General features: G+C 57.2%; 17 protein-coding genes. 3 read left to right on the top strand and 14 right to left on the bottom strand.

The window, feature by feature from the left end; all coding sequences use genetic code 11:
* Position 1: 1 nt before the first annotated feature.
* Positions 2-1,435: a hypothetical protein gene (locus Q8N00_00215; protein MDP2381205.1), complete on the bottom strand. Its 1,434-nt coding sequence runs from the start codon at positions 1,433-1,435 to the stop codon at positions 2-4.
* A gap of 260 nt (positions 1,436-1,695) precedes the next feature.
* Here Q8N00_00215 and Q8N00_00210 point away from each other — a divergent pair, with 260 nt between their 5' ends.
* Entirely contained in the window at positions 1,696-2,082 is a 387-nt protein-coding gene (locus tag Q8N00_00210; GenBank protein ID MDP2381204.1) for a hypothetical protein, read from the top strand.
* Positions 2,083-2,509: 427 nt separating this feature from the next.
* Here the strand turns inward: Q8N00_00210 and Q8N00_00205 are convergent, their stop codons facing one another.
* From Q8N00_00205 to Q8N00_00165, 9 genes are all read right to left on the bottom strand, one after another.
* Entirely contained in the window at positions 2,510-2,956 is a 447-nt protein-coding gene (locus Q8N00_00205; protein ID MDP2381203.1) for a hypothetical protein, read from the bottom strand.
* A 723-nt stretch (positions 2,957-3,679) separates the two neighbouring features.
* The gene (locus Q8N00_00200; GenBank protein MDP2381202.1) at positions 3,680-4,753 is read right to left on the bottom strand and encodes an alkene reductase; all 1,074 of its coding nucleotides are present in this window, start codon (positions 4,751-4,753) and stop codon (positions 3,680-3,682) included.
* Positions 4,754-5,086: 333 nt separating this feature from the next.
* The gene (locus Q8N00_00195; GenBank protein ID MDP2381201.1) at positions 5,087-6,193 is read right to left on the bottom strand and encodes an FAD-dependent oxidoreductase; all 1,107 of its coding nucleotides are present in this window, start codon (positions 6,191-6,193) and stop codon (positions 5,087-5,089) included.
* Between the two features lie 284 nt (positions 6,194-6,477).
* A complete protein-coding gene (locus Q8N00_00190) occupies positions 6,478-6,903 on the bottom strand; it encodes a hypothetical protein (GenBank protein ID MDP2381200.1) in 426 nt (141 codons plus the stop codon).
* 112 nt (positions 6,904-7,015) lie between these two features.
* Positions 7,016-7,510 (bottom strand): hypothetical protein, encoded by a 495-nt coding sequence (locus tag Q8N00_00185; protein ID MDP2381199.1) that lies wholly within the window; start codon positions 7,508-7,510, stop codon positions 7,016-7,018.
* Between the two features lie 277 nt (positions 7,511-7,787).
* Positions 7,788-8,309, bottom strand: coding sequence for a hypothetical protein (locus Q8N00_00180; protein MDP2381198.1), 522 nt, complete (start codon positions 8,307-8,309; stop codon positions 7,788-7,790).
* 332 nt (positions 8,310-8,641) lie between these two features.
* Positions 8,642-8,908 (bottom strand): type II toxin-antitoxin system RelE/ParE family toxin, encoded by a 267-nt coding sequence (locus Q8N00_00175; GenBank protein ID MDP2381197.1) that lies wholly within the window; start codon positions 8,906-8,908, stop codon positions 8,642-8,644.
* Positions 8,905-9,183 (bottom strand): type II toxin-antitoxin system prevent-host-death family antitoxin, encoded by a 279-nt coding sequence (locus tag Q8N00_00170; GenBank protein MDP2381196.1) that lies wholly within the window; start codon positions 9,181-9,183, stop codon positions 8,905-8,907. Before Q8N00_00170 ends, Q8N00_00175 begins: the two co-directional genes overlap by 4 nt.
* A 324-nt stretch (positions 9,184-9,507) precedes the next feature.
* Positions 9,508-11,778, bottom strand: a complete 2,271-nt coding sequence (locus Q8N00_00165; GenBank protein ID MDP2381195.1) for a hypothetical protein — start codon at positions 11,776-11,778, stop codon at positions 9,508-9,510.
* Between the two features lie 66 nt (positions 11,779-11,844).
* Between Q8N00_00165 and Q8N00_00160 the strand changes: the two genes are divergently transcribed.
* Positions 11,845-13,611 (top strand): hypothetical protein, encoded by a 1,767-nt coding sequence (locus Q8N00_00160; protein ID MDP2381194.1) that lies wholly within the window; start codon positions 11,845-11,847, stop codon positions 13,609-13,611.
* On the opposite strand, the gene Q8N00_00155 is transcribed toward Q8N00_00160, so the two are convergent.
* The 4 genes from Q8N00_00155 to Q8N00_00140 form a co-directional block, all read right to left on the bottom strand.
* Positions 13,581-13,955 carry a hypothetical protein gene (locus Q8N00_00155; protein ID MDP2381193.1) on the bottom strand — a complete coding sequence of 125 codons (375 nt, stop codon included), beginning with the start codon at positions 13,953-13,955 and terminating at the stop codon, positions 13,581-13,583. The genes Q8N00_00160 and Q8N00_00155 overlap by 31 nt on opposite strands.
* Positions 13,956-14,102: 147 nt before the next feature.
* On the bottom strand, positions 14,103-15,740 hold the full coding sequence (groL, locus tag Q8N00_00150) for a chaperonin GroEL (GenBank protein MDP2381192.1): 1,638 nt from the start codon (positions 15,738-15,740) through the stop codon (positions 14,103-14,105).
* A 47-nt stretch (positions 15,741-15,787) separates the two neighbouring features.
* Positions 15,788-16,096: a co-chaperone GroES gene (locus Q8N00_00145; GenBank protein ID MDP2381191.1), complete on the bottom strand. Its 309-nt coding sequence runs from the start codon at positions 16,094-16,096 to the stop codon at positions 15,788-15,790.
* A gap of 261 nt (positions 16,097-16,357) precedes the next feature.
* Complete coding sequence (locus Q8N00_00140) at positions 16,358-17,356, bottom strand: RNA polymerase factor sigma-32 (protein ID MDP2381190.1); 999 nt, start codon at positions 17,354-17,356, stop codon at positions 16,358-16,360.
* 129 nt (positions 17,357-17,485) lie between these two features.
* On the opposite strand from Q8N00_00140, the gene Q8N00_00135 reads away from it, so the two are divergent.
* Positions 17,486-18,712 (top strand): MFS transporter, encoded by a 1,227-nt coding sequence (locus Q8N00_00135; GenBank protein ID MDP2381189.1) that lies wholly within the window; start codon positions 17,486-17,488, stop codon positions 18,710-18,712.
* Positions 18,713-18,717: the final 5 nt, after the last annotated feature.

Genomic DNA, 18,717 nt, shown 5'->3' with positions numbered 1-18,717 from the left:
CTCATCGCTGGATGGGAGGAGTTGAGCCAACCTCATTGCGAGGCTGAGGGGTCGGTGAGTGCCATTCCAGCGGAAGCGTGAGGATGATATGGTTCAGGATCGCGTGACGTTCATAGCTCAAGAGATAGAGGTGGAGCAGCGAGGGGTCGGCCACATCCCGATGCAGCAGTGGGCCATCCACGCCGATGGCATGATGATCGAGCCAGCGGTTCTGCGCATCGAGATGAAACCCATAAAACGTCCGTTGCATCGGCGGATTGGCCGCGAGCGCGTCATAGGATTCGACGAAACTCGGGTTCCCGATGCCCATTGGCACCCTCCAGCCTTGATCGTACTGCTGCGGCGACAACGCCGGGAGCGCTGAGATTTGCAGCCCTCCGAGTATCAACTTGGTCGACTCACCGGTCTGGTTGCTCCGGAACCCAAGCTCAACCTCCAACAATCCATGGGGCCCTCCTGCCATCGCGATTTGCCGGACCGTCGCGCCGGTCACATCTGCGAGGTAGTGTAACTGGGTGTCCCGTGGGTCTGCGCGTGAATATATTCCCGGCGGGATAAAGCTGGCAAACTGAACCGGCTGGCGGTACCAGTCGCGATAGGTGGCGGCGGCCGGCGTCAGAATATTTCTCCGCTTCAGGACCTGCTCCCCCATGACAGCCACCGGTTCATCCCATCGCACATCGGCGGACATGGCTTGTTCCCGCTCGACGGTTCGAAGCAGGTCCAGACGGATCGGCGTCCCGGCCGGATCGACCCAATGTTCCAGCGACCACCAGTAGGTCCAGTACGATAGACCGTTCACCTCTTCGAAGAGGTCTTTGTAGAGGCCGAGCGGGAAGGTAAACCACAGATGGGCGTAGAGCCGCTCCTCGCCGTCTTCGATGGTGAACAGCAATAGCTCCCAGAGGCCTGCGTTCAAACAGTTCCTGGCGAGATCTATACGGCTCAACGAGCGCTGTTCAAACCCGTCGCCTCCCTCGTGCACCAGCACGTGGGGGGCGTCGCGACGAAACCGGACCTGTTGCCGATTCCATTCGCGATCGATCAATCCCACTGTTGTCAGTCCGGGATCTGAGAGGATTCGGCGGGGGACCGCTGCCACCATGAGCGACAGGTCCACGTCTCGCAACTCGATCTGCGTCGCCCGATCAGATCCTGCCGTCAGTACAAAACGAACGTGTGTGCGATCGAGCCGTTCAATATGCAGGTCACGATGCGGATAGGTGCCATAGCTGCGGCTCCGCCGCTCAGGGTTATCGGGGTACTCCTGGTCCGAGAAGGAGCGGAGCGGCACCACCTGTTTCGGCGAAGTATCGTACCGATGAAGGAACCAGGCCAGACCGCCGGCCAGGAGGAGTAGGCCTGTGATCAGGATGGTAGTGACGCGTACCCTGCGCGAGAATCGGAGTCGTACCAGGGAGCCTCCAGTATCCATAGGGGCAGCAGCCCCGAGACCGGTGGAATGAGTTCAGCCGGAATCGGGACGAATGGGTCGACGCTACAGGCCGAAGTGGGTCCTGTCAATAAGAGCGCATGAGCGGCTGTTGGAGAGGAGGGACGGAGTACTCAGGTATGTGACTTGTCCATGGCCTAGGTGCATAAGGCGGGCTGTGAGTTTATAATGCAAGGAGTCGTGGACCAGGTCGTAAGGTAGCCAACAGGAAGTCATTGATCTATTACAACGGAGGACCGAACATGCCTAATACCAACGCGTCGTTCGCGCCGATCGGTCGGACCAACCGGCTCGAACAGCAAATGAAAAAATTGGATCTGTTGATGCATGAAGAAGCAGGGAGCAAAGCACTACGCACGTTCGATGACGAAACCGAGCAACTGCTCCTCAATCTCAACTGTCAGGACGGCAAGTGGCTGGAAACCTATAAGTATGCGACCATCGGAGAAGCGGAAGCGATGGTGAACATGCCGGAGTCGGCGCAGCAGGCGACGGTGCGAGACCGTCAGATGAAGTCGATTCAGCAACGGCGGCAAGTCCTCATGGCTTGCATAGGCTACCTCGTCGAAGTGGACGCTCTGGAGGCGAAGGTGCTCCGAGGGGAAGATCACGAAGATCCGCCGAAGTAGCCCCCGGTAGGGACGAGACAATAGGTCCGTCAGCCGGCAAAGGCCTGATTCCACGTGGTATCTCCCTTGCGCCATGCGCTCGGCAGTCGTCGCGCAGGTGTTCCGCTCACAAATAAGTCAATACTCAGGCCTGACTACATTTCTTCTGCCAAGTAGCGGTATGTTTCAGCAGCGGCAGCTTTCCGAAATTCCCTCGCGGGCTCTGTCAGTGTCCGCTGTCCATCTCAGCGGACATTCGACGGAGCCCCACATCTCCGGCGACGTCAGACCTGAGCCCACGAAACCCCTTGATGTTGGATTGCAAGATCTGACTCTCAATCTTCGTTCGGGATTGCATCACGCCGGGCAATCAGAAAAGACTCCCGATCCCTTCGTTTGTCTCCCAAACTCTCCGATGGTATTGCCAAATGCGACACAACGCACTTTCTCACTTCTTCCATTGCAATATATGTAACCATGCAAAATACAAAATACTCACCGCTAGCATGCCGAGCATCAAGCAATCGATGAGCGGCGAAGGGCTTACGTCTTTTGGGCTATGAATCCACCAAATGATCCGGAACATGACCGTGACTCCGGTTAGCATCAAAAGGCCATCCACCACATACAGCCTTTTGAGATCTTCTTCGAGGTCAGTTGCGGGCAGCGACAACTTCTTCCTTTGCGTTGCAGTTTCTCGAAGTTTTTGCTCTACACTGCTGGTATAGGCGCCAAGAGCTACCACGAGTGCCAACAAAGGAAATTGTTGATCTTTCACAAACGCTTGAAGGTTTGCATAATCAGAGAAGGCCCATATCCAAAAAACCAGAAACACCGCTATTGAAATCATGACTGCAGCCAATATCGACTGGGTCAATGCGTCTAACTTTTTCATGTGATCCTCCGTGACGTACACATCAACTGGAATTCCTAGTAACCCAATGCTGAGGAGTAGAAAGAAGTATTCTGGTTCCATGTAAAGACTAGGACCTGAGAGGTTTAGGCCAAACAATACTGCGGATGAGAATTGGGGGAGGTTCTAGCGCGGCGTCCCCTTCGCTGCCAGCTGCCACTAATAATACGACCCAGCCGATCTTGTTACGTTATTCAATGATCGCGCGAATGGCGACTCCTCAGTATTTCGCCGAGCCAACAGCCAGTTCTTCTTTTAACTGCTTGCAAATGTTGTCCGGACGCTGAGAATGCAGACAGGCTACTTTTCTGGAATAAAAGTGTCAACGGGCTGAAATTGAAAATGCGTGTATTGCGCGAGAGGTGGGACGACGCGCGTCGCGAAATGTGGACGGTCGAGGTTGCAGGACGTCGGGCACTCGGGAAGGATCGCCGTTTCTCTTGGACCGCTTTTTAGTTTCGACTCATCTACGTGGGGCTGAGGCTCACCGGCTCCCGCGTCTCTAGGAAGGACATGTTTGACTCTGCGGCAGCTTTCGGAAATTCACTCGAAGGCTCAGTCAGTGTCCGCTGTCCATCTCAGCGGACACTCGACTGGGCCTCACTCCTCCGGCGATGTCAGACCTGAGCCGCAGTCTTTCGTCGAGGTGCAAGGTCAAGCAACGACCCTCATCCCATTTTCCTATTGGCCCGTCGTAATGGGGATTCAGCTTGCGGCCAGGGCGGGATAGTCGCTGTAGCCGTCTGGTCCACCACCATAGAGCCGATCATAGTTGACCTCGTTGAGCCGGGCCTGTTTCGCGAAGCGTTCGACCAGGTCCGGGTTGGCGATGTACGGACGCCCGTACACGATTGCATCGGCCGCTCCGCATGCCACCATCGATTCGCCGCTCTCACGTGTGTAGCTCCCGTTGCTCATCAAGACCCCCTGGAAATGTCGGCGGGCGATCGTCAGGATGGCTTGCTCCTCAGGCAAGGCATGGTCCTCGTGCCGTATTTCGAGGAACGCGATCGTTCGTCGGCTCAATTCCTGCGCCACATAGGTCACCAGCATTTCGGGTTGGCTGTCGACCATGTCGTTGAACGGGACCAGGGGCGAGATCCGGACCGCGACGCGCCCGGCACCCCAGACGCCGATAACGGCATCCATCACCTCGAGCAGAAAACGGGCTCGGTTGGGCACAGAGCCCCCATAGGCATCCGTGCGTACGTTGACGCCGTCACGGAGAAAGGTGTCGACCAAATAACCGTGCGCACCATGGATTTGCACCCCGTCGAAGCCTGCCCGCTGGGCGTTCTGCGCGGCGAGCCGAAACATCTCCACATACCGCGGCATTTCCTCGGTGCGGATCGCGCGGGGGACTTCGTAGGGCGTGGCGCCCTCCGGGGTCTTGGTCCCACCATTGCGAATTGCTGTGGCGCTGCTGGAGACCGGTTGCTCGCCCCCGTTCAACAACGAGTGCGCGGCACGACCGGGATGCCAGATCTGCATGAAGATGCGGCCACCCCTGTCATGCACGGCATCTGTCACTCGTGACCAGCCGTCCACGTGCGCGGGGCTGTATATGCCGCCTTCACCGATGAAGGCGCAGGCATGGGCATCGACCATGGTGCATTCCGTCATGATGAGCCCGCTCGAAGCCCGTTGGGAGTAGTAGTCCACCATCATGTCGTTGGGAATGTGTGTGGGGCCGGCTCTCGCCCTGGTGAGTGGCGACATGACGATGCGGTTGGGTATGTGGATGTCCCCGGCCTGCAGCGGGGTGAACAACGTGGTCATTGGGCGTTCCTTTGCATAGCAGATGAATCGTAGGTGAGAGAACGTATAGGCGGGATGGTGAGGGAGTCAAGGCAACAGATTGAGATGCATGGGGAGACGCCAGGTGGAGGTATTGTTCAACTGCGTCCGTCCCGGCGTACAGCGGCAGCCTTTGGACATTCCCTCGCAGACTCGGTCGGTTTCCGCTTTCTTTTTCAGCCGAGCCTCGACCGGGACCCCGCTCCTCCGGCGATGTCCGCTCTGAGCCCCAGCCACAGCCCCGCGCCGCCTCTTGATGTTTGATTACAAGGCCTGCCCTCGTTTCCTATAGGTCACCACTCAGCCTACCCCCAATTATTCCCTGCTACCCTGTATTTCAATGACGGCCCGTTCGGCTGCTGCAATGGCTCCGGCCAAGTAGCCAGGCGCCGTGGTACTTGTTTCGCTGCCAGCAAGAAACAGACGGTCTTTCCAGACACCATTCACCCAGGACGTTCGTGTAGGTTCGGGATGCCCGCTTGGTGAACGGTCTGCTGCTGTCGCAGTGAGAGGATCTGCGGCCCAGTCCTTGAGGAGCGTGGCGTAAGGTCGTCCGGCTTCCGGTCCAAACAGTCGAGTGAGTTGTTCAAGGCAGGCATGCGTGAGCGCACCTTCTCCTAGGACTGCTCGCTGGTCCGCGCCTATGCCAAGAAATCCAAAGAGGGCCGGCATGCCCGAGGCCGTGGTGGCATCATGTATTTCGGCAAGAGGGCCCACCAGGCTTTGAGCCGTTCCAGACAACCCGGCTTCGCGCCAAAAGGGCTGCCGGTAGAGCGCGAAAAACTTCGCGTGGGGCGCCATCCATGTCGCCGTGTCGCGCCAGCGACGTGCTGTGGCCGGTTCGATGTCAGGGGTAAAGGACACCGATGAGGCGAGCAGGCGTGGTGGAAGCGCGAAGATCACCTGCTCCGCCGCGACTTCATGCTCAGTCCCGTTGGGGGCTACGATTGTTAACAGGATATCAGAGCTGGTGAGCGTCGCATGGCGCACATGCATGCCGAGCCGCAATGCTTCTGGGGGGAGCGTATCGGAAAGGGCCTGAATTAATGCCCCGGTTCCACCAGCAAAACGCATTGATGGAGGCTCTTGTGGCATTCCCTGATAACGTCTCGGCTCTTCACGCGACATCTGTTCAACGACCACATCTCCATCGCGATGTTGGGGAAAGGTCGCAAGACCCAACTCTTTAACGAGAGCCGCCATACTTCGATGCATCTCCGGCCAGAACCATGAAGGGCCAAGGTCAAAGCCATCGTTCGAAGATTGACCCATGTCGTTGGCGGAGAGAATGCGACCGCCAAGCCGATCACGGGCCTCGAACAGTTGGAAGCCGATGCCAAGCGCCTGAAGCCGCCGCGCAGCATATAAGCCCGCAAGTCCGCCTCCGACAATGGCAACCGACATTCGCTTTTCGTGCTTCATCTTCTTGTGTTCCTTCCCGAAGCCACCAGCCAGGGATGTATGCAGCTAGCCGAACCCACCGGTAGCATGAGGCCACTCGGCAGAATCGAACAATAGGAGTGGCACTCAATAGCGTGTCTTCAATAAGGAGGGGGGCGAAATGGGCACAGGCTACTTTTCTAGGCTGTGACTGTCAATGTCGAAGGTTACGGCATGCGTGCGTAACGAGATGGTGGGGGCAATGGGCGGAGTGGAGAGTGACCGTGCAGGCCTATTATTCTACCTCGGGATAAAAAGTAATAGAATTAGGGACAACTTGAGATTGCCGTGTCAGAGAATCCAAAGTTTTGAACTGTTCCTTGCTCATCGTAGCAAATCCAAAAGTCTTTCGTTGTAGTCCCAGCGAATGCAGCAGATTCGGCATAGAAGTACTGGGCAATTGTCCGCTTACCTTTCGTCGGAACAACTCTCATGGTCCCGCGAGTGACCTTCTTGCCATTCTCAACTGTTTCTTCAGTGGTCGTTTCGTATTCCGTGGAAAACATTGTGGAGGCTGATGGAATTTCGGGGAAATTAGGGCTGCCGAGCCGTCTTATTACCTCATCTCTCGTTGTTACTCCTTTCTGAATCCATGTGACCTGCTCGCTAGTTACGAGCTTCCCGTGTGAGGCGCATCCCGCGACAACCAGTAGAGCGACCAAACAGACTATAAGTTTCATCCACTTCACCATTAGACTATCGTTCAGATAAGGAAATTCTTACTTTTACCGAATCTAGTATTGCCAAGAAACTGGGCAGTTCATCCCGACCACTTTGGTTCGTTCTTTAGTTCTTCCCCTCCGCTTATCTATTCCATGAAATAATTTCGCGCAGTCTGTCGATTTTTACATTTAGCATGGCAAGCGTATGATCTGCGTTAGGGTGGCGAGTCATAACGATCGGAGGGATGAAGCCCAGGCGGTCGAAGTGCAAAAAGTCAGAGTGCGTAAAATAGGATTTATTTGAAAGGATTTGATTAACTCCTATACACCAGTTGTCGTATTGCTCTTTCAACTCCGTAGCGAACACTTCCATTTCTGATTGGGGTGGCCGTGGCTTGTTGATCAAATCACGAATAGCCGTTGATATAAACTCTGATAGCTGATCTATCGACTTTAGCTTCTTGCGGCCACGCCGCCAGCCGTTCACCAACAGGCCTAATCCAAGAACTACAATGGTGAGTCCTATCCCGAGAAGCGTGAATTTTACTTCGTATCCAATCCGATCCTGTGGAATGATCCACGCAAACAGGGTAACGGCAAGACCCAGCAAGCTTATAATAGATTCAACGGTTCGCATCTCTTCGGACCTTAGAAGCGAGGGGAGGCGTCCAGGTTTCAAGAACGAAGTTTACTAGAGTATGCGCGGCATGGATAGCAAGACGAGCGTGCCGTGGTTCAACGGTAAATTCTCCTGTCTCTCTTCCATGTGCGTTCCCAGCATGTGTCCGTAAATCACCGACTCCATTTAAGACTGTTGCTAACCCGCCGAGAATCTGCCGCATATCATCGGAAACGGCCGATTTAGGCCCGAGGCCTAAGTGTTCTTGAACTGTTTTCCAAAGAGGGCGGATGGATTAGTCTGAAGGTAAGGTGAGACCATTTTCGTTAATGTAGACCTTGCAGAGCGATTCAACGATAGCGCAAGCCGACGTTATTGCGGTGGGTGGATCACGTTCCACTGTATCAATTGCTCGGTCAAATTCAGCCCGAACCGCGGGAAGGTCTCTGGTTTGAATGATGGCATCAAGGGTTCTGCTTGGAGCGCCAGTAGCTCCTCCAATAATCCGTCCCCCGCGCTCATAGGCCAACCCGTATTTCGAAAGGGCATTCGCAATCTTTTCCTTTCCTTTGAGCCAGTCAGGGCTTTGGGTATCTAACTCCATAAAGCTCTCGAGAACGCATCCAAGGAGTGAGAAAGGCCTCTCCGATTCCTTAAGCCATGCTGTAATTCTGTTAATAAGATTCCCACCTGTAGACAATTCAGGGGCGCTACACCCGAGGAACAGTGTGCTGATTTTGGTGTGGCTCTGGTGATGAGTGGAAAGAACGTCAGCAACGATATGAATAAGCGGGGCTGGGATACGTTCTGGATCCATTATTACCTGTCTTGGTGCTTGGTTGCCGTTCTTTTTATCGTTTAACCTAAGGGCACAAAATGCGTTATCTGTTAGTTCGAGAAATCGAGTCGCCCCATTGATGTTCCAAACCTCTCCTTGGGAGAAAATAATGGGGTCATTCTACGTCTTCAAGCTTGGCCGGTCTATCCCTGGGTGCGCTCGTCCAGCAAAGGGTGTTCTTTCTCAACCTCTCTTTGGGGGGGGAGTGGCCAAGGTTGCCTTCGACTGCGCGCGTCGAACGAGCACATTCTGATCGTGCGCGTTCCGCGAGCAAGGAAGGCACCTGGTCGATCCCCCGTCATTCCTATCGCTTAATAGGCCTTCTGAAAGTCTGGCTTGCTCAGGACTCGCACGATGTCGATGCGAGTGCCGGATCGTTTGAACACCACTCGGTAGTCGCCCGCCCTCAAGCGATACAACGTTTCTTTGAATCCGTGCAGCTTCTTGATCCGTTTTCCGTCTGGAATGGCATTGTCGGCGAGGCGGGCGCAGTCGGCGAGAATTTGATTGGCGATCTTATCGGAGAAGGTGTCGAGGTCACGTTGCGCTTTCTCGGAGAGAAAGATTTGGCAGGTCACGCAGTGCGCGCCTTCTTTTTCTTTGCGCGCGTGGCTTTGTAGTCAGCCAGCAGCATGGTTCGGCTCTCGCGGATGTCCTTGAGGCCCGCTTCAATTTTCTTTCGAAGGGTCGGGCTATAGGCCAGCAAGGCGTCCTCGATATCGTCTTCTGTCACCGGCACCAGCATCGCCGTCGGGCGTCCATGGGTGGTCACCAGCACGGTGTTCCCTTGTTCGACCGTTCTGAGCATTTCAGATGTTTTGGCTTTGAGTTCGCGAACGTTGGTAAATCTCATGGGTTCCCTTTATGTAGATTCAAATGGGACTACATCATAATTTTCATAAGAGATGAAGTCAAGAAGGGGGGAGGCCTCCCCCTCGTCTCTGGATTTGCGCTTCAATGCCATGCTGAGCCGATTAAGGGAGCGAATCGGCTCATGAAAGGCTTGAAAATTGAGCCGAATATGCAGAGGGTTCAGTTCAGCCACCAGGTACGCACTGGAAATGGGTTTACGTAGCGCGGTACACCCGCTCGAAAATGTCGACACTGACTATTGTCGGAGGGGGTGAGTTATAGACGGTCTTCCTATAACTCATGGCCGGCGGGATTCTTCATGGGACTATAGACGCCCGAATGTCCGTTCGTAGAATTCTTTTGTCAGCTTCATGTGCTCCTCGATATCCGTCTGCAGATGCTTCGCTCCTGCCTGCCAATCATCTGTCGCGTAGCCGACACGGCGGGCGAGAAAGATAAACTCCTCTGAGTCAGGCGGAGGGAGGACGAGATCCTTGGCATTGCCTCGCACCATGCGCAATCCATCGATCAAGGTTCTCGTGAAGACATAGGCTTTCCGGAGGCTCTCCCCATCGGCGCGCGAAACCAATCCTGCCTCGACCAGTGCGGCGAGTGCCTGCAGGGTATTCGGGGTGCGCAGGCTCGGGCGTTTGTGCCCATGCATCACTTGGAGATACTGCACGGCATATTCGATATCGATGACCCCGCCCTGGCTATACTTCACGTTGACCTGTCCCGGCTTGACCAGTTGTTGGAGTTGTTGCTTCCGGAGGTCCAGTGCCGTGGGGATGTCCCAGGGGGCGCCGCCATAGACGAACGAATCCCGGTAGGCCTCCAGTCGATGGCCCAATGCAGCGTCGCCGGCGATATGCCGCAGCTTGATGAGGGCTTGCCGTTCGTAGGGTGCGGCGAGTCCGGTCGGACTGTAGTAGCGGCAGACTTCCTCGAAGGCATTGGCCAGGAAGCCCTTGCCTCCATGCGGGCGCAATCGCACGTCGAGATGAAAGATGCCTTCCTGCTTGGCCTCGATCCAGCCTAGGAGTTCCTGCGTCAGCCGTTCGAAGAATTCGCTGTTCCCAATGCTCTTCTTCCCGCTGGTCTTGCCCGATCCCTCATAGATGAACAGCACCTCGATATCCGAGGCATAGCCGAGCTCACGCCCTCCTAATTTCCCCAGGCCGAGGACGGCATAGGGGCAGGCGGTTTTGTCGTCAAGCTTCGGCTTTCCATAGGTCTTCTCCAGCTTGGCGCGGCAATCGGCGAGGCTCCGTTCCATGATGACCTCGGCCAGTTCCGTGAGCGCGAGCGAAAAATCAGGCAGAGGACTCGACGGCTCTACGATATGTTTCATGTCGATCCGGAAGAGTTCGCGATCCTTAAACTGGTTCAGAGCTTCCTTGCGCGTCTCGTCTGTTTTGGCGCGGGCTACCAGCCGGTCGAGCTCTTTCCGGAGGGTGGCCCGTGGCTTGATGAGGGGCGCATCCCGATATTCCGCGAGCATCGAGAGCAGGTTGTTATGCTGGCGGCGCAGAAAGTCTTCCCACAGGAAGTCGCTCGCGCCCAGCAGGCGGGCCAAGACGGGAAAGCTTCTCTTGTCGCTCAGGAAATCGAGCGCCTGGCTCTTGGCCTTCTTCCCAGTATCCTGGACGATCAGGTCCAGGAACTGGTCGAACGATTCGAGCGCCTTGCCAGGGTCGGGAGCCCAGGTCAGGGCATGGGTGAATTGTTTGATGAGCACGGCGGTCAGGCGCAGCTGTTGTTGATCGTCCGGATCGAGGAGCTTTTTCCCATAACGATTTCTGACGTGGAAACGGTCATGGAGCTTGGTCCCGTCGTTTTCAAACTGGGCCTTGGTGATGTAGATGTTGCGCATGGCCAGGGCATTGGCGAAGGCATAGAGGAAGGCCGGGGTGTCATCCGACCGGATGTCCATGATCGTGTCCGCCTGGGACTGACTGTTATCGAAGGTGATCTGGACGGTATGGAGGAGCCCGGTGAAGGCGCTCCGTTGTTTCCCCAACCGTTCGACCAGCCTGCGGTTCACTTGTTGGCGGACCTCTTCGAATTGTCCGTTGTCGAGTAGCTGGATCATGTGGGTGAGCGCCTCTGCGAGAGCGGTCCGTTCCGGCGTAGAGAAGCGCTCGCCATTCACCGGATGTACGAGAAAGACATCGACGATCTTCTTGCGGCTCAGGCCGGGGCGGCCTTTGGGCCGTTTCGATGGCCCGGCTGAGGCTGGCCGAGCCGGCTGGGCTGCCACATCGGCAAAGGTGTAGATGCGTCCTTCTTCGATATTCAGGCCGAAGGCGGAGAGCAGGCCGCAGATCGTGGCAAATTCTGAGAAGTAGTCGTAGGCGACGAGGCTGATTTCCGATTGCCCTGCTTGCCGGTCGAGCACCGAGAGTTCGCAGGGGTGCTCCGGGGTGAGTTTGTCGGCAAGCTTGATATGCTGCGCGATGGCATTCGGTTGAAACCGCTCGAAATACTCGGCATCCATCCGTGACACGAAGTCCCGCAGCACCTCATCCTCGACATCAGGACAGAGGGGGGCCAAGGTCTTGAGCAGGGATTCGCGGGTTCCCGGTTCATCCGTCATGGCCAGGAGTATAGCCGAAGATGGCTTCGTTGTGTGACTGTGAGATGGCCGGTATAATGCCCGCCCATGACTGAACGTCGCAAGAAGCCGGTGAAGCCTGCTGTTCCATCTTTGCCAACAACCGAATCGGTTGCCAGGCTGGATCCCACGCCCATCATCTTAGCGTCCGGGCTGGAGCCGGGTCAGGTCGATGCGATCCTTCGATCGTACGGACTCAGCCGCATTCAGGACGCCGATGCGAATCTGCAACTGATGGCGGGCGATCCGCACCAGCGGCGACTGTTGGCAGACATCCTGCCCTTGCTGCTTGAGGCGATCGGCCGGACCGCCGATCCGGATCAGGCCTTGAACCATTGGGAGCGGTGGCTCGACAGCGGAGTCAGCCGGTCGGCCATTCTGGAATATCTGCGCAGCTCTCCCCGCATGTTGGACCTTGTCTGTTCGATCTTCGGGAATAGCGACTCACTGGCCTTTACTCTCGTGTGCGATCCTCTGCTGATCTATTGGCTGGCCGAACAACATGTCTTATCCAACGCGCCGACGAGGGTTGGAATGGCAGGGACGATCCGGCAGCAGGTCGGACACGTGATGGCGCCGGAGCTCAAGCTGGATGCGATCAGGCGCTTCCGCCGCCGCGAGATGTTGCGTATCGGCGTGCGCGACCTGCTTCGTCTGGCGGATGTGGTGGAAACGACGGCGTCCCTGTCAGATCTGGCGTCGATCCTGATCGACGAGGCCTATCGTATTGTGGATGCCGATCTACGGGGCCGGTATGGCGTGCCCATGCATAAGAATCGGCAGGGGCGGTGGGTGGAGACCGGCTTTACCGTCATCGGGATGGGGAAGCTGGGCGGACATGAGCTGAACTACAGTTCCGATGTGGACGTGCTCTATGTCTGCGAATCCCATGAGGGGGAAACCAGGCCGGTTGTATCGGGCCGCACGAAATCGAAAATCCCCGCGCAGGGCGGGATTTCCAACGAGGAATATTTTGAGCGTCTGGCGCGCGATCTGACGAAAGTGCTGACCGAACAGACCCATGAAGGGTATGTGTATCGGGTGGACCTCCGCTTGCGTGGGGAAGGTTCGGTGGGGCAGCTCACTCGCTCGCTGGAGGACTATGCCAAATACTATCGGACGAGAGGCCAGGTCTGGGAGCGGCTGTCCCTGCTGAAGGCCTGGCCGGTGGCCGGGTCCATGACAGTCGGGAAGGCCTTCATCAAGATGGTGCGGCCCTTTGTGCTGGCCCCTTCGGCGAAACGGCTGGAGGTCGAGCAGGGGCTCGCCGTGGTGAATGAGGTGCGATCGGTCAAGGAGAAGATCGATGCGAAGATGGCGGAACGCGGGCATGAGCAGCGCAATGTGAAGCTGGGTGTCGGAGGCATTCGCGAGATTGAGTTTTTCGTGCAAACGATTCAGGTGCTGGCGGGGAGTCGAGTGCCGGCTCTCCTCGACCGCAGCACACTCGAAGCGCTCAAGCGATTTGTCCGCCTCAAGCTTATTTCCAAAAAGGAGCGGGATGCGCTGACAGCTGCCTACGTCTTTCTTCGCGACGTGGAGCACAAACTACAGATGGTGCACGATCTGCAGACACATTCGCTCCCGGATCAAGAAGACGAACTCGAGCGCTGTGCAATCCGCATGGGCTATGACGGGACCGATCGGCCGACCGCCCTCGCGCAGTTTCAATCCGACCATGCCGCCCATCGCACCCTCGTGCATGAGATCTTTCGCTCGTTTTTCGAGAGCCCGAAGACCTCGCCGCACTTCAAGGCGACGTTGCAGGCTGTGTCTACAGCGCGTCAGCGAGTCGCAGGCGGCTCCTCGGCATAGCGCAGGTCGCGCTCGCTGGAGAGCGACAGGTAGGCTTCTCCCCATTGCTGCGGACTGTCGAGGCCCCAGGTTTCATCGGTCGAGATGGGCTTGAATCGCAGGCCATGAATTCCTCCATAGACCACGTGCGTCAGTCCCGCTCCCGAGTCTTCGACTAACTGCGCATAGGCCTGGCACGCAGGCGACGTGGCATCGTCGCGCCAGCCAATGACCCAATACCATTCCCCTGCGGAGTTCCGGTCGTAGAGCTTGACTTGTACGACCGGGCGAGCCGGGCGGATTTCCTTGAACCGGCCAAAGAAGCTGGCCTCGCAATTCTCGTTTGATTCGACTTCGATAAACACAGGACATATCTCCAGGCTCGTTGTCGCCGAGGCTCATTCTAACGCGATACGAGTCCTGAAACACGAAGGCCCCAGCGGGATCACCGCTGGGGCCTTCGTCAAGAACTCCGAGCGATCAGCTATAGGCTAATCGCTCTTTGTCTGTTCTTAGTACATGCCTTCCATGCCGTGGTTGTGACCACCCGCACCGCCGGCTGCTTCCTTCTTCTCTTCCGGCAACTCGGTGATCATGACTTCGGTCGTGAGCATCAAGCCCGCGACGCTCGCGGCGTTCTGCAACGCACAACGAGACACCTTGGTCGGATCGATGATGCCGGCCTTGATCATGTCCACATATTCCTCGGTCGCGGCGTTGTAGCCGACGCTGAGGTTCTTGTCGTTCCGGACCTTCTCAACGATGACGGAGCCTTCCATGCCAGCGTTGAACGCAATCTGGCGGATCGGCTCTTCGAGCGCACGGCGGATGATGCTGACACCCACTTGCTGCTCGGAGTTCAGCTTGAGGGAATCTAAGGACGTGATGCAACGGAGATAGGCCGTTCCGCCGCCCGGGACGATGCCTTCTTCCACGGCTGCCTTGGTGGCGTGCAATGCGTCTTCGACGCGCGCCTTCTTTTCCTTCATTTCGGTCTCGGTCGCGGCGCCGACGTTGATGACGGCCACACCGCCTACGAGCTTCGCGAGGCGCTCCTGGAGCTTCTCACGATCGTAATCCGAGGTCGTCTCATCGATCTGCGCTTTGATCTGCTTCACGCGGCCTTCGATCTTCTTCGGATCGCCAAAGCCTTCCACGATCGTGGTGTTGTCCTTGTCGACCGTGACGCGCTTGGCGCGGCCGAGGTCGGTCAACTTCACGTTCTCCAGCTTGATGCCGATGTCTTCCGAGATCACCTGGCCGCCGGTGAGGATTGCGATGTCTTCCAGCATGGCCTTGCGGCGATCGCCGAAGCCAGGGGCTTTGATGGCGGTCACGTTGAGCGTGCCACGGAGCTTGTTCACCACGAGGGTGGCCAAGGCTTCACCTTCCACGTCTTCCGCGAGGATGACGAGGGGCTTGCCCATCTTGGCAACCTGCTCGAGAACCGGGAGCAAGTCCTTCATGCTGCTGATCTTCTTTTCAGAGATGAGGATGAGGGGATCTTCCATGACCGCTTCCATCCGCTCGGCGTTGGTCACGAAGTACGGGGAGATGTAGCCACGATCGAACTGCATGCCTTCGACCACGTCCAACGAGGTGGTCATGGACTTGGCTTCTTCGACGGTGATGACGCCATCCTTGCCGACCTTCTCCATCGCTTCCGCAATGAGGTCGCCGATGGTCTTGTCGTTGTTGGCTGAGATCGTGCCAACCTGGGAGATCTCGGTCTTGTTCTGGCAGGGCTTGCTGAGCTTCTTCAGCTCGTTGATGACCACTTCGACGGCCTTGTTGATCCCGCGTTGGATTTCCATCGGGTTCGCGCCGGCGGTGATGTTCTTCACGCCTTCACGATAGATCGCCTGGGCCAACACGGTTGCGGTCGTGGTGCCGTCGCCGGCGGTGTCGCTGGTCTTGCTGGCCACTTCGCGCACGAGCTGGGCGCCCATGTTTTCGTAGGGGTTCTTGAGTTCGACTTCCTTCGCGACGGTTACGCCGTCCTTGGTGATCGTGGGGGCGCCGAACTTCTTGTCGAGAATCGCGTTACGGCCCTTGGGTCCGAGTGTTGCCTTGACGGCGTCGGCGAGCTGGTTCACCCCTCTGAGGATGGACGCGCGCGCAGCGTCACCGTACATAAGTTGCTTTGCCATGGTGGTATGCCTCCCTTAAAAAGTATCGTCGTAATGTGTAGTGGTGATTAGCTGTTGAAGACGCCGAGGATGTCTTCTTCCTTCAGGATGAGACATTCTTCGTCTTCGATGCGGAGCTTGCTGCCTGAGTATTTGTCGAAGAGGACCTGGTCGCCGACTTTGACGCTCTCCACCTTCTTGCCGATGCCCTGGATGATGCCCCGTTGTGGCTTCTCTTTCGCGCTGTCTGGGACGTAGATGCCGCCCGCGGTGCGGTCCAATTCCTCGGTGTAGGTGACGAATACCCGGTCACCCAAAGGCTGGAACCCCTTGGTCAGGTCTTTCTTCTCGGTCTTTTCCTTGGCTGCAGTGCTCATAACGATACCCTCCTCCTAAAGTTAACCCAGTGAAAATAAACGATGTAGAACAGGTGCGAACTCGATGGCGTAATCGTGGTACTCCCGAACGAGCAGAAGCCCTGGTCTGCCGAACACGGGAGTAGAGATAGCATCGGGTTCGTCCAAGTCAAGGGGGAGAAATGGGGAAATTCTTCCATGCCCTCAGAACAGGGACGGGGGCATCATAACCTATTGATAACGGGGTATTCTAGACATTCTTTCGGTGGGGGTCCCCTGCGGTCAGATCCGCAAGCGGTCGAAATCTTTGATGTCTTTCTTAATGTAGTCACGCAGCCGTTTAATAATGCGGGCCTCCAGTTGTCTCGTTCGTTCTTTGGTGATGGAGTACTTGCCGCCGAGGTCTTCGAGGGTGAGCGGGGCTTCGGAGAGAATCCGGTTTCTCAAGATGTCTTCGTCCCGTTCGTCGAGTGTCTTCGTGAATTCGGCGAGCTTGGTGCGAAAGAGTGTCTGTAACTGGGTCTGTGCCAGTTGCTCATCGGCTGGTACCTGTTGCGACGGCAGCACATCCAGCAGGCTGCCTTCCTGGTTTTCGCCCAGCGGTTGGTCCAACGACAGTTCCCAGTTGCCCAGCCGTTGACCCATTTCGATGACGTCTCGCTCCCGTACATTCAATCGGTCGGCGAGGAGTTTCGTGTCCGGGGCGAAGCCTTCGCGCTCAAGCTTCGCCTTCTCCTTTTTGAGATTATAAAACAGCTTGCGTTGATCTTGGGTCGTCCCGATCTTGACCAGCCGGTAGGTATTCAGCAAATACCGAAGGATGTAGGCGCGAGACCACCAGGCGGCATAGGCGTAAAAGCGCACGTTTTTCGACGGATCGAACTTCTTGATGGCATGCATGAGCCCGACGTTGCCCTCTTGAATGAGGTCCATATGGTCGGCGCCGGTGTGGAGATACTCAGCGGCAATCGAGAGAGAAACCCGTAAGTTAGCCATGATGAGCTTCACGGCGGCCTCGCGGTCCCCGTTGTTCCGGTATTCATGGAACAGGAGCAGTTCTTCTTCTTTGGTGAGGTAGGGATAGCGCCGGACTTCGGCCAGGTAATGCTGGAGCGCCGTAACCGGCACGACAGCCGTGATATCGGCGGCCTGCCCGTCGATCGGGGTTGCAGCGTGAGAGGCTTCGGGAGGCGGGCTGATCTCGGAGATCTCCTCCTCGGACGGCTCCAGGACCTCTGGTTCGAGCGGTTCTTCGTCGAGATCTTTGTCGCGCGGACTCATAAGGGGCGAGATTATCATAAAGAAGCGTCAGCGGAGCGCTGAAAATCCGCGGGTCTCCTTCATCTTGCGCGAATGAAAGGCGGTCCCATATAGTGGGCGGCTCTGTAGATTGGGAGAACGTCGATTGTGATGACGGACATGTTTCTCGCCCTTACGCGTGGCCATTGGCCCACATTGATTGGATCGTGGCTGCATCTCGCGGTCAGTTTTATGGTCTGGCTACTGTTGGGCGCCCTGAGCGTTGTACTCGCGGACAGTCTGCAACTGACCGGTACGCAGACGGCAGTGGTCGTCGCGCTCCCGATGTTGGGCGGTGCGCTGCTCCGGGTGTTGGCCGGTTGGAGCAGCGATTGGTACGGGGCGAAGCCGACGGGAATACTCATTCTGCTGGGCGAGTTGGCGGTCGTCCTCTGGGGGTGGTTGGGCGTTCATAGTTATGTCGAGCTGCTCGCGGTCGCGTTTTTGCTCGGCATCGCGGGGGCGAGCTTTGCGGTGAGCTTGCCGTTGGCGGGCCGGACCTATCCGCCTGCCCATCAAGGGTTGGTATTGGGCATTGTGGCGTCGGGGAATGTCGGCACCGTGTTGATTCTCTTTTGCGCGCCGCGCATTGCGGCCACGAGCGGATGGCATGCCGTATTCGGATGGATGGTGCTCCCGATTCTTCTCATCCTGGCCGTATTCGTGTTGTTCGTGCGTGACGATCGACAGAGCCGGCGGTCCGAGCGCGATACCCATTGGTGGCACAATGTGGCTCTGATGGTCCGGCACCCGAAAGCCTATTGGCTCTGCGGGCTGTATGCCGTCACGTTCGGCGGGTTTGTCGGGTTCTGCAGCATGCTGCCGCTCTTCTTTCACGAGCAGTACCACGTGGATGGCATTGCCGCCGGCTCGATTGCTGCCTTGTGTGGATTGGTGGGCAGTCTCATCCGTCCGCTTGGCGGTCATGCCGCTGACCGGATCGGGGGGTTGCGAACACTCGTATTGTCTTTGCCCTTCGTTGCAGGCTTGGTCGCGGGGCTGGGTCACGTGACGGATGTCACGGTTGCCGTCGGGCTGATCGTCGCAGCCGTGGGCGCCATGGGGGTCGGCAATGGAGTGATTCTCCAGTTGGCCTCGGAATGGTTTCCCAAACAGATCGGTCTTGCCTCTGGGATCGTAGGAGCGGCGGGCGGGATTGGAGGGTTTCTCTTGCCTCTCTGGCTGGGGACGCTGAAGGAAGTTACTGGCTCCTATCGTGCAGGCTTGTGGCTCTTTGCCGCCGCCGCGACTTGCGCCTGGGGCACCGTTCTGCTGGCGGAACGACGGGCACAGCGACTGACCCAGCCGATGGATGCACCGGGCCGTTTTTCCCGTTGACCCTG

This window comes from Nitrospirota bacterium (assembly GCA_030684575.1).
GTDB lineage: Bacteria > Nitrospirota > Nitrospiria > Nitrospirales > Nitrospiraceae > Palsa-1315.
The sequence above is the reverse complement of the archived record's forward strand: the minus strand, read 5'-3'. Positions and strand labels throughout refer to the sequence as shown.

What these genes read in the sequence shown, in the direction of transcription:
- Q8N00_00215 (MDP2381205.1), bottom strand. Translation starts at nt 1,435, where the DNA reads ATGGATACTGGAGGCTCCCTGGTACGACTCCGATTCTCGCGCAGGGTA.
- Q8N00_00210 (MDP2381204.1), top strand. Translation starts at nt 1,696, where the DNA reads ATGCCTAATACCAACGCGTCGTTCGCGCCGATCGGTCGGACCAACCGG.
- Q8N00_00205 (MDP2381203.1), bottom strand. Translation starts at nt 2,956, where the DNA reads ATGAAAAAGTTAGACGCATTGACCCAGTCGATATTGGCTGCAGTCATG.
- Q8N00_00200 (MDP2381202.1), bottom strand. Translation starts at nt 4,753, where the DNA reads ATGACCACGTTGTTCACCCCGCTGCAGGCCGGGGACATCCACATACCC.
- Q8N00_00195 (MDP2381201.1), bottom strand. Translation starts at nt 6,193, where the DNA reads ATGAAGCACGAAAAGCGAATGTCGGTTGCCATTGTCGGAGGCGGACTT.
- Q8N00_00190 (MDP2381200.1), bottom strand. Translation starts at nt 6,903, where the DNA reads ATGGTGAAGTGGATGAAACTTATAGTCTGTTTGGTCGCTCTACTGGTT.
- Q8N00_00185 (MDP2381199.1), bottom strand. Translation starts at nt 7,510, where the DNA reads ATGCGAACCGTTGAATCTATTATAAGCTTGCTGGGTCTTGCCGTTACC.
- Q8N00_00180 (MDP2381198.1), bottom strand. Translation starts at nt 8,309, where the DNA reads ATGGATCCAGAACGTATCCCAGCCCCGCTTATTCATATCGTTGCTGAC.
- Q8N00_00170 (MDP2381196.1), bottom strand. Translation starts at nt 9,183, where the DNA reads ATGAGATTTACCAACGTTCGCGAACTCAAAGCCAAAACATCTGAAATG.
- Q8N00_00165 (MDP2381195.1), bottom strand. Translation starts at nt 11,778, where the DNA reads ATGACGGATGAACCGGGAACCCGCGAATCCCTGCTCAAGACCTTGGCC.
- Q8N00_00160 (MDP2381194.1), top strand. Translation starts at nt 11,845, where the DNA reads ATGACTGAACGTCGCAAGAAGCCGGTGAAGCCTGCTGTTCCATCTTTG.
- groL (MDP2381192.1), bottom strand. Translation starts at nt 15,740, where the DNA reads ATGGCAAAGCAACTTATGTACGGTGACGCTGCGCGCGCGTCCATCCTC.
- Q8N00_00145 (MDP2381191.1), bottom strand. Translation starts at nt 16,096, where the DNA reads ATGAGCACTGCAGCCAAGGAAAAGACCGAGAAGAAAGACCTGACCAAG.
- Q8N00_00140 (MDP2381190.1), bottom strand. Translation starts at nt 17,356, where the DNA reads ATGAGTCCGCGCGACAAAGATCTCGACGAAGAACCGCTCGAACCAGAG.
- Q8N00_00135 (MDP2381189.1), top strand. Translation starts at nt 17,486, where the DNA reads ATGACGGACATGTTTCTCGCCCTTACGCGTGGCCATTGGCCCACATTG.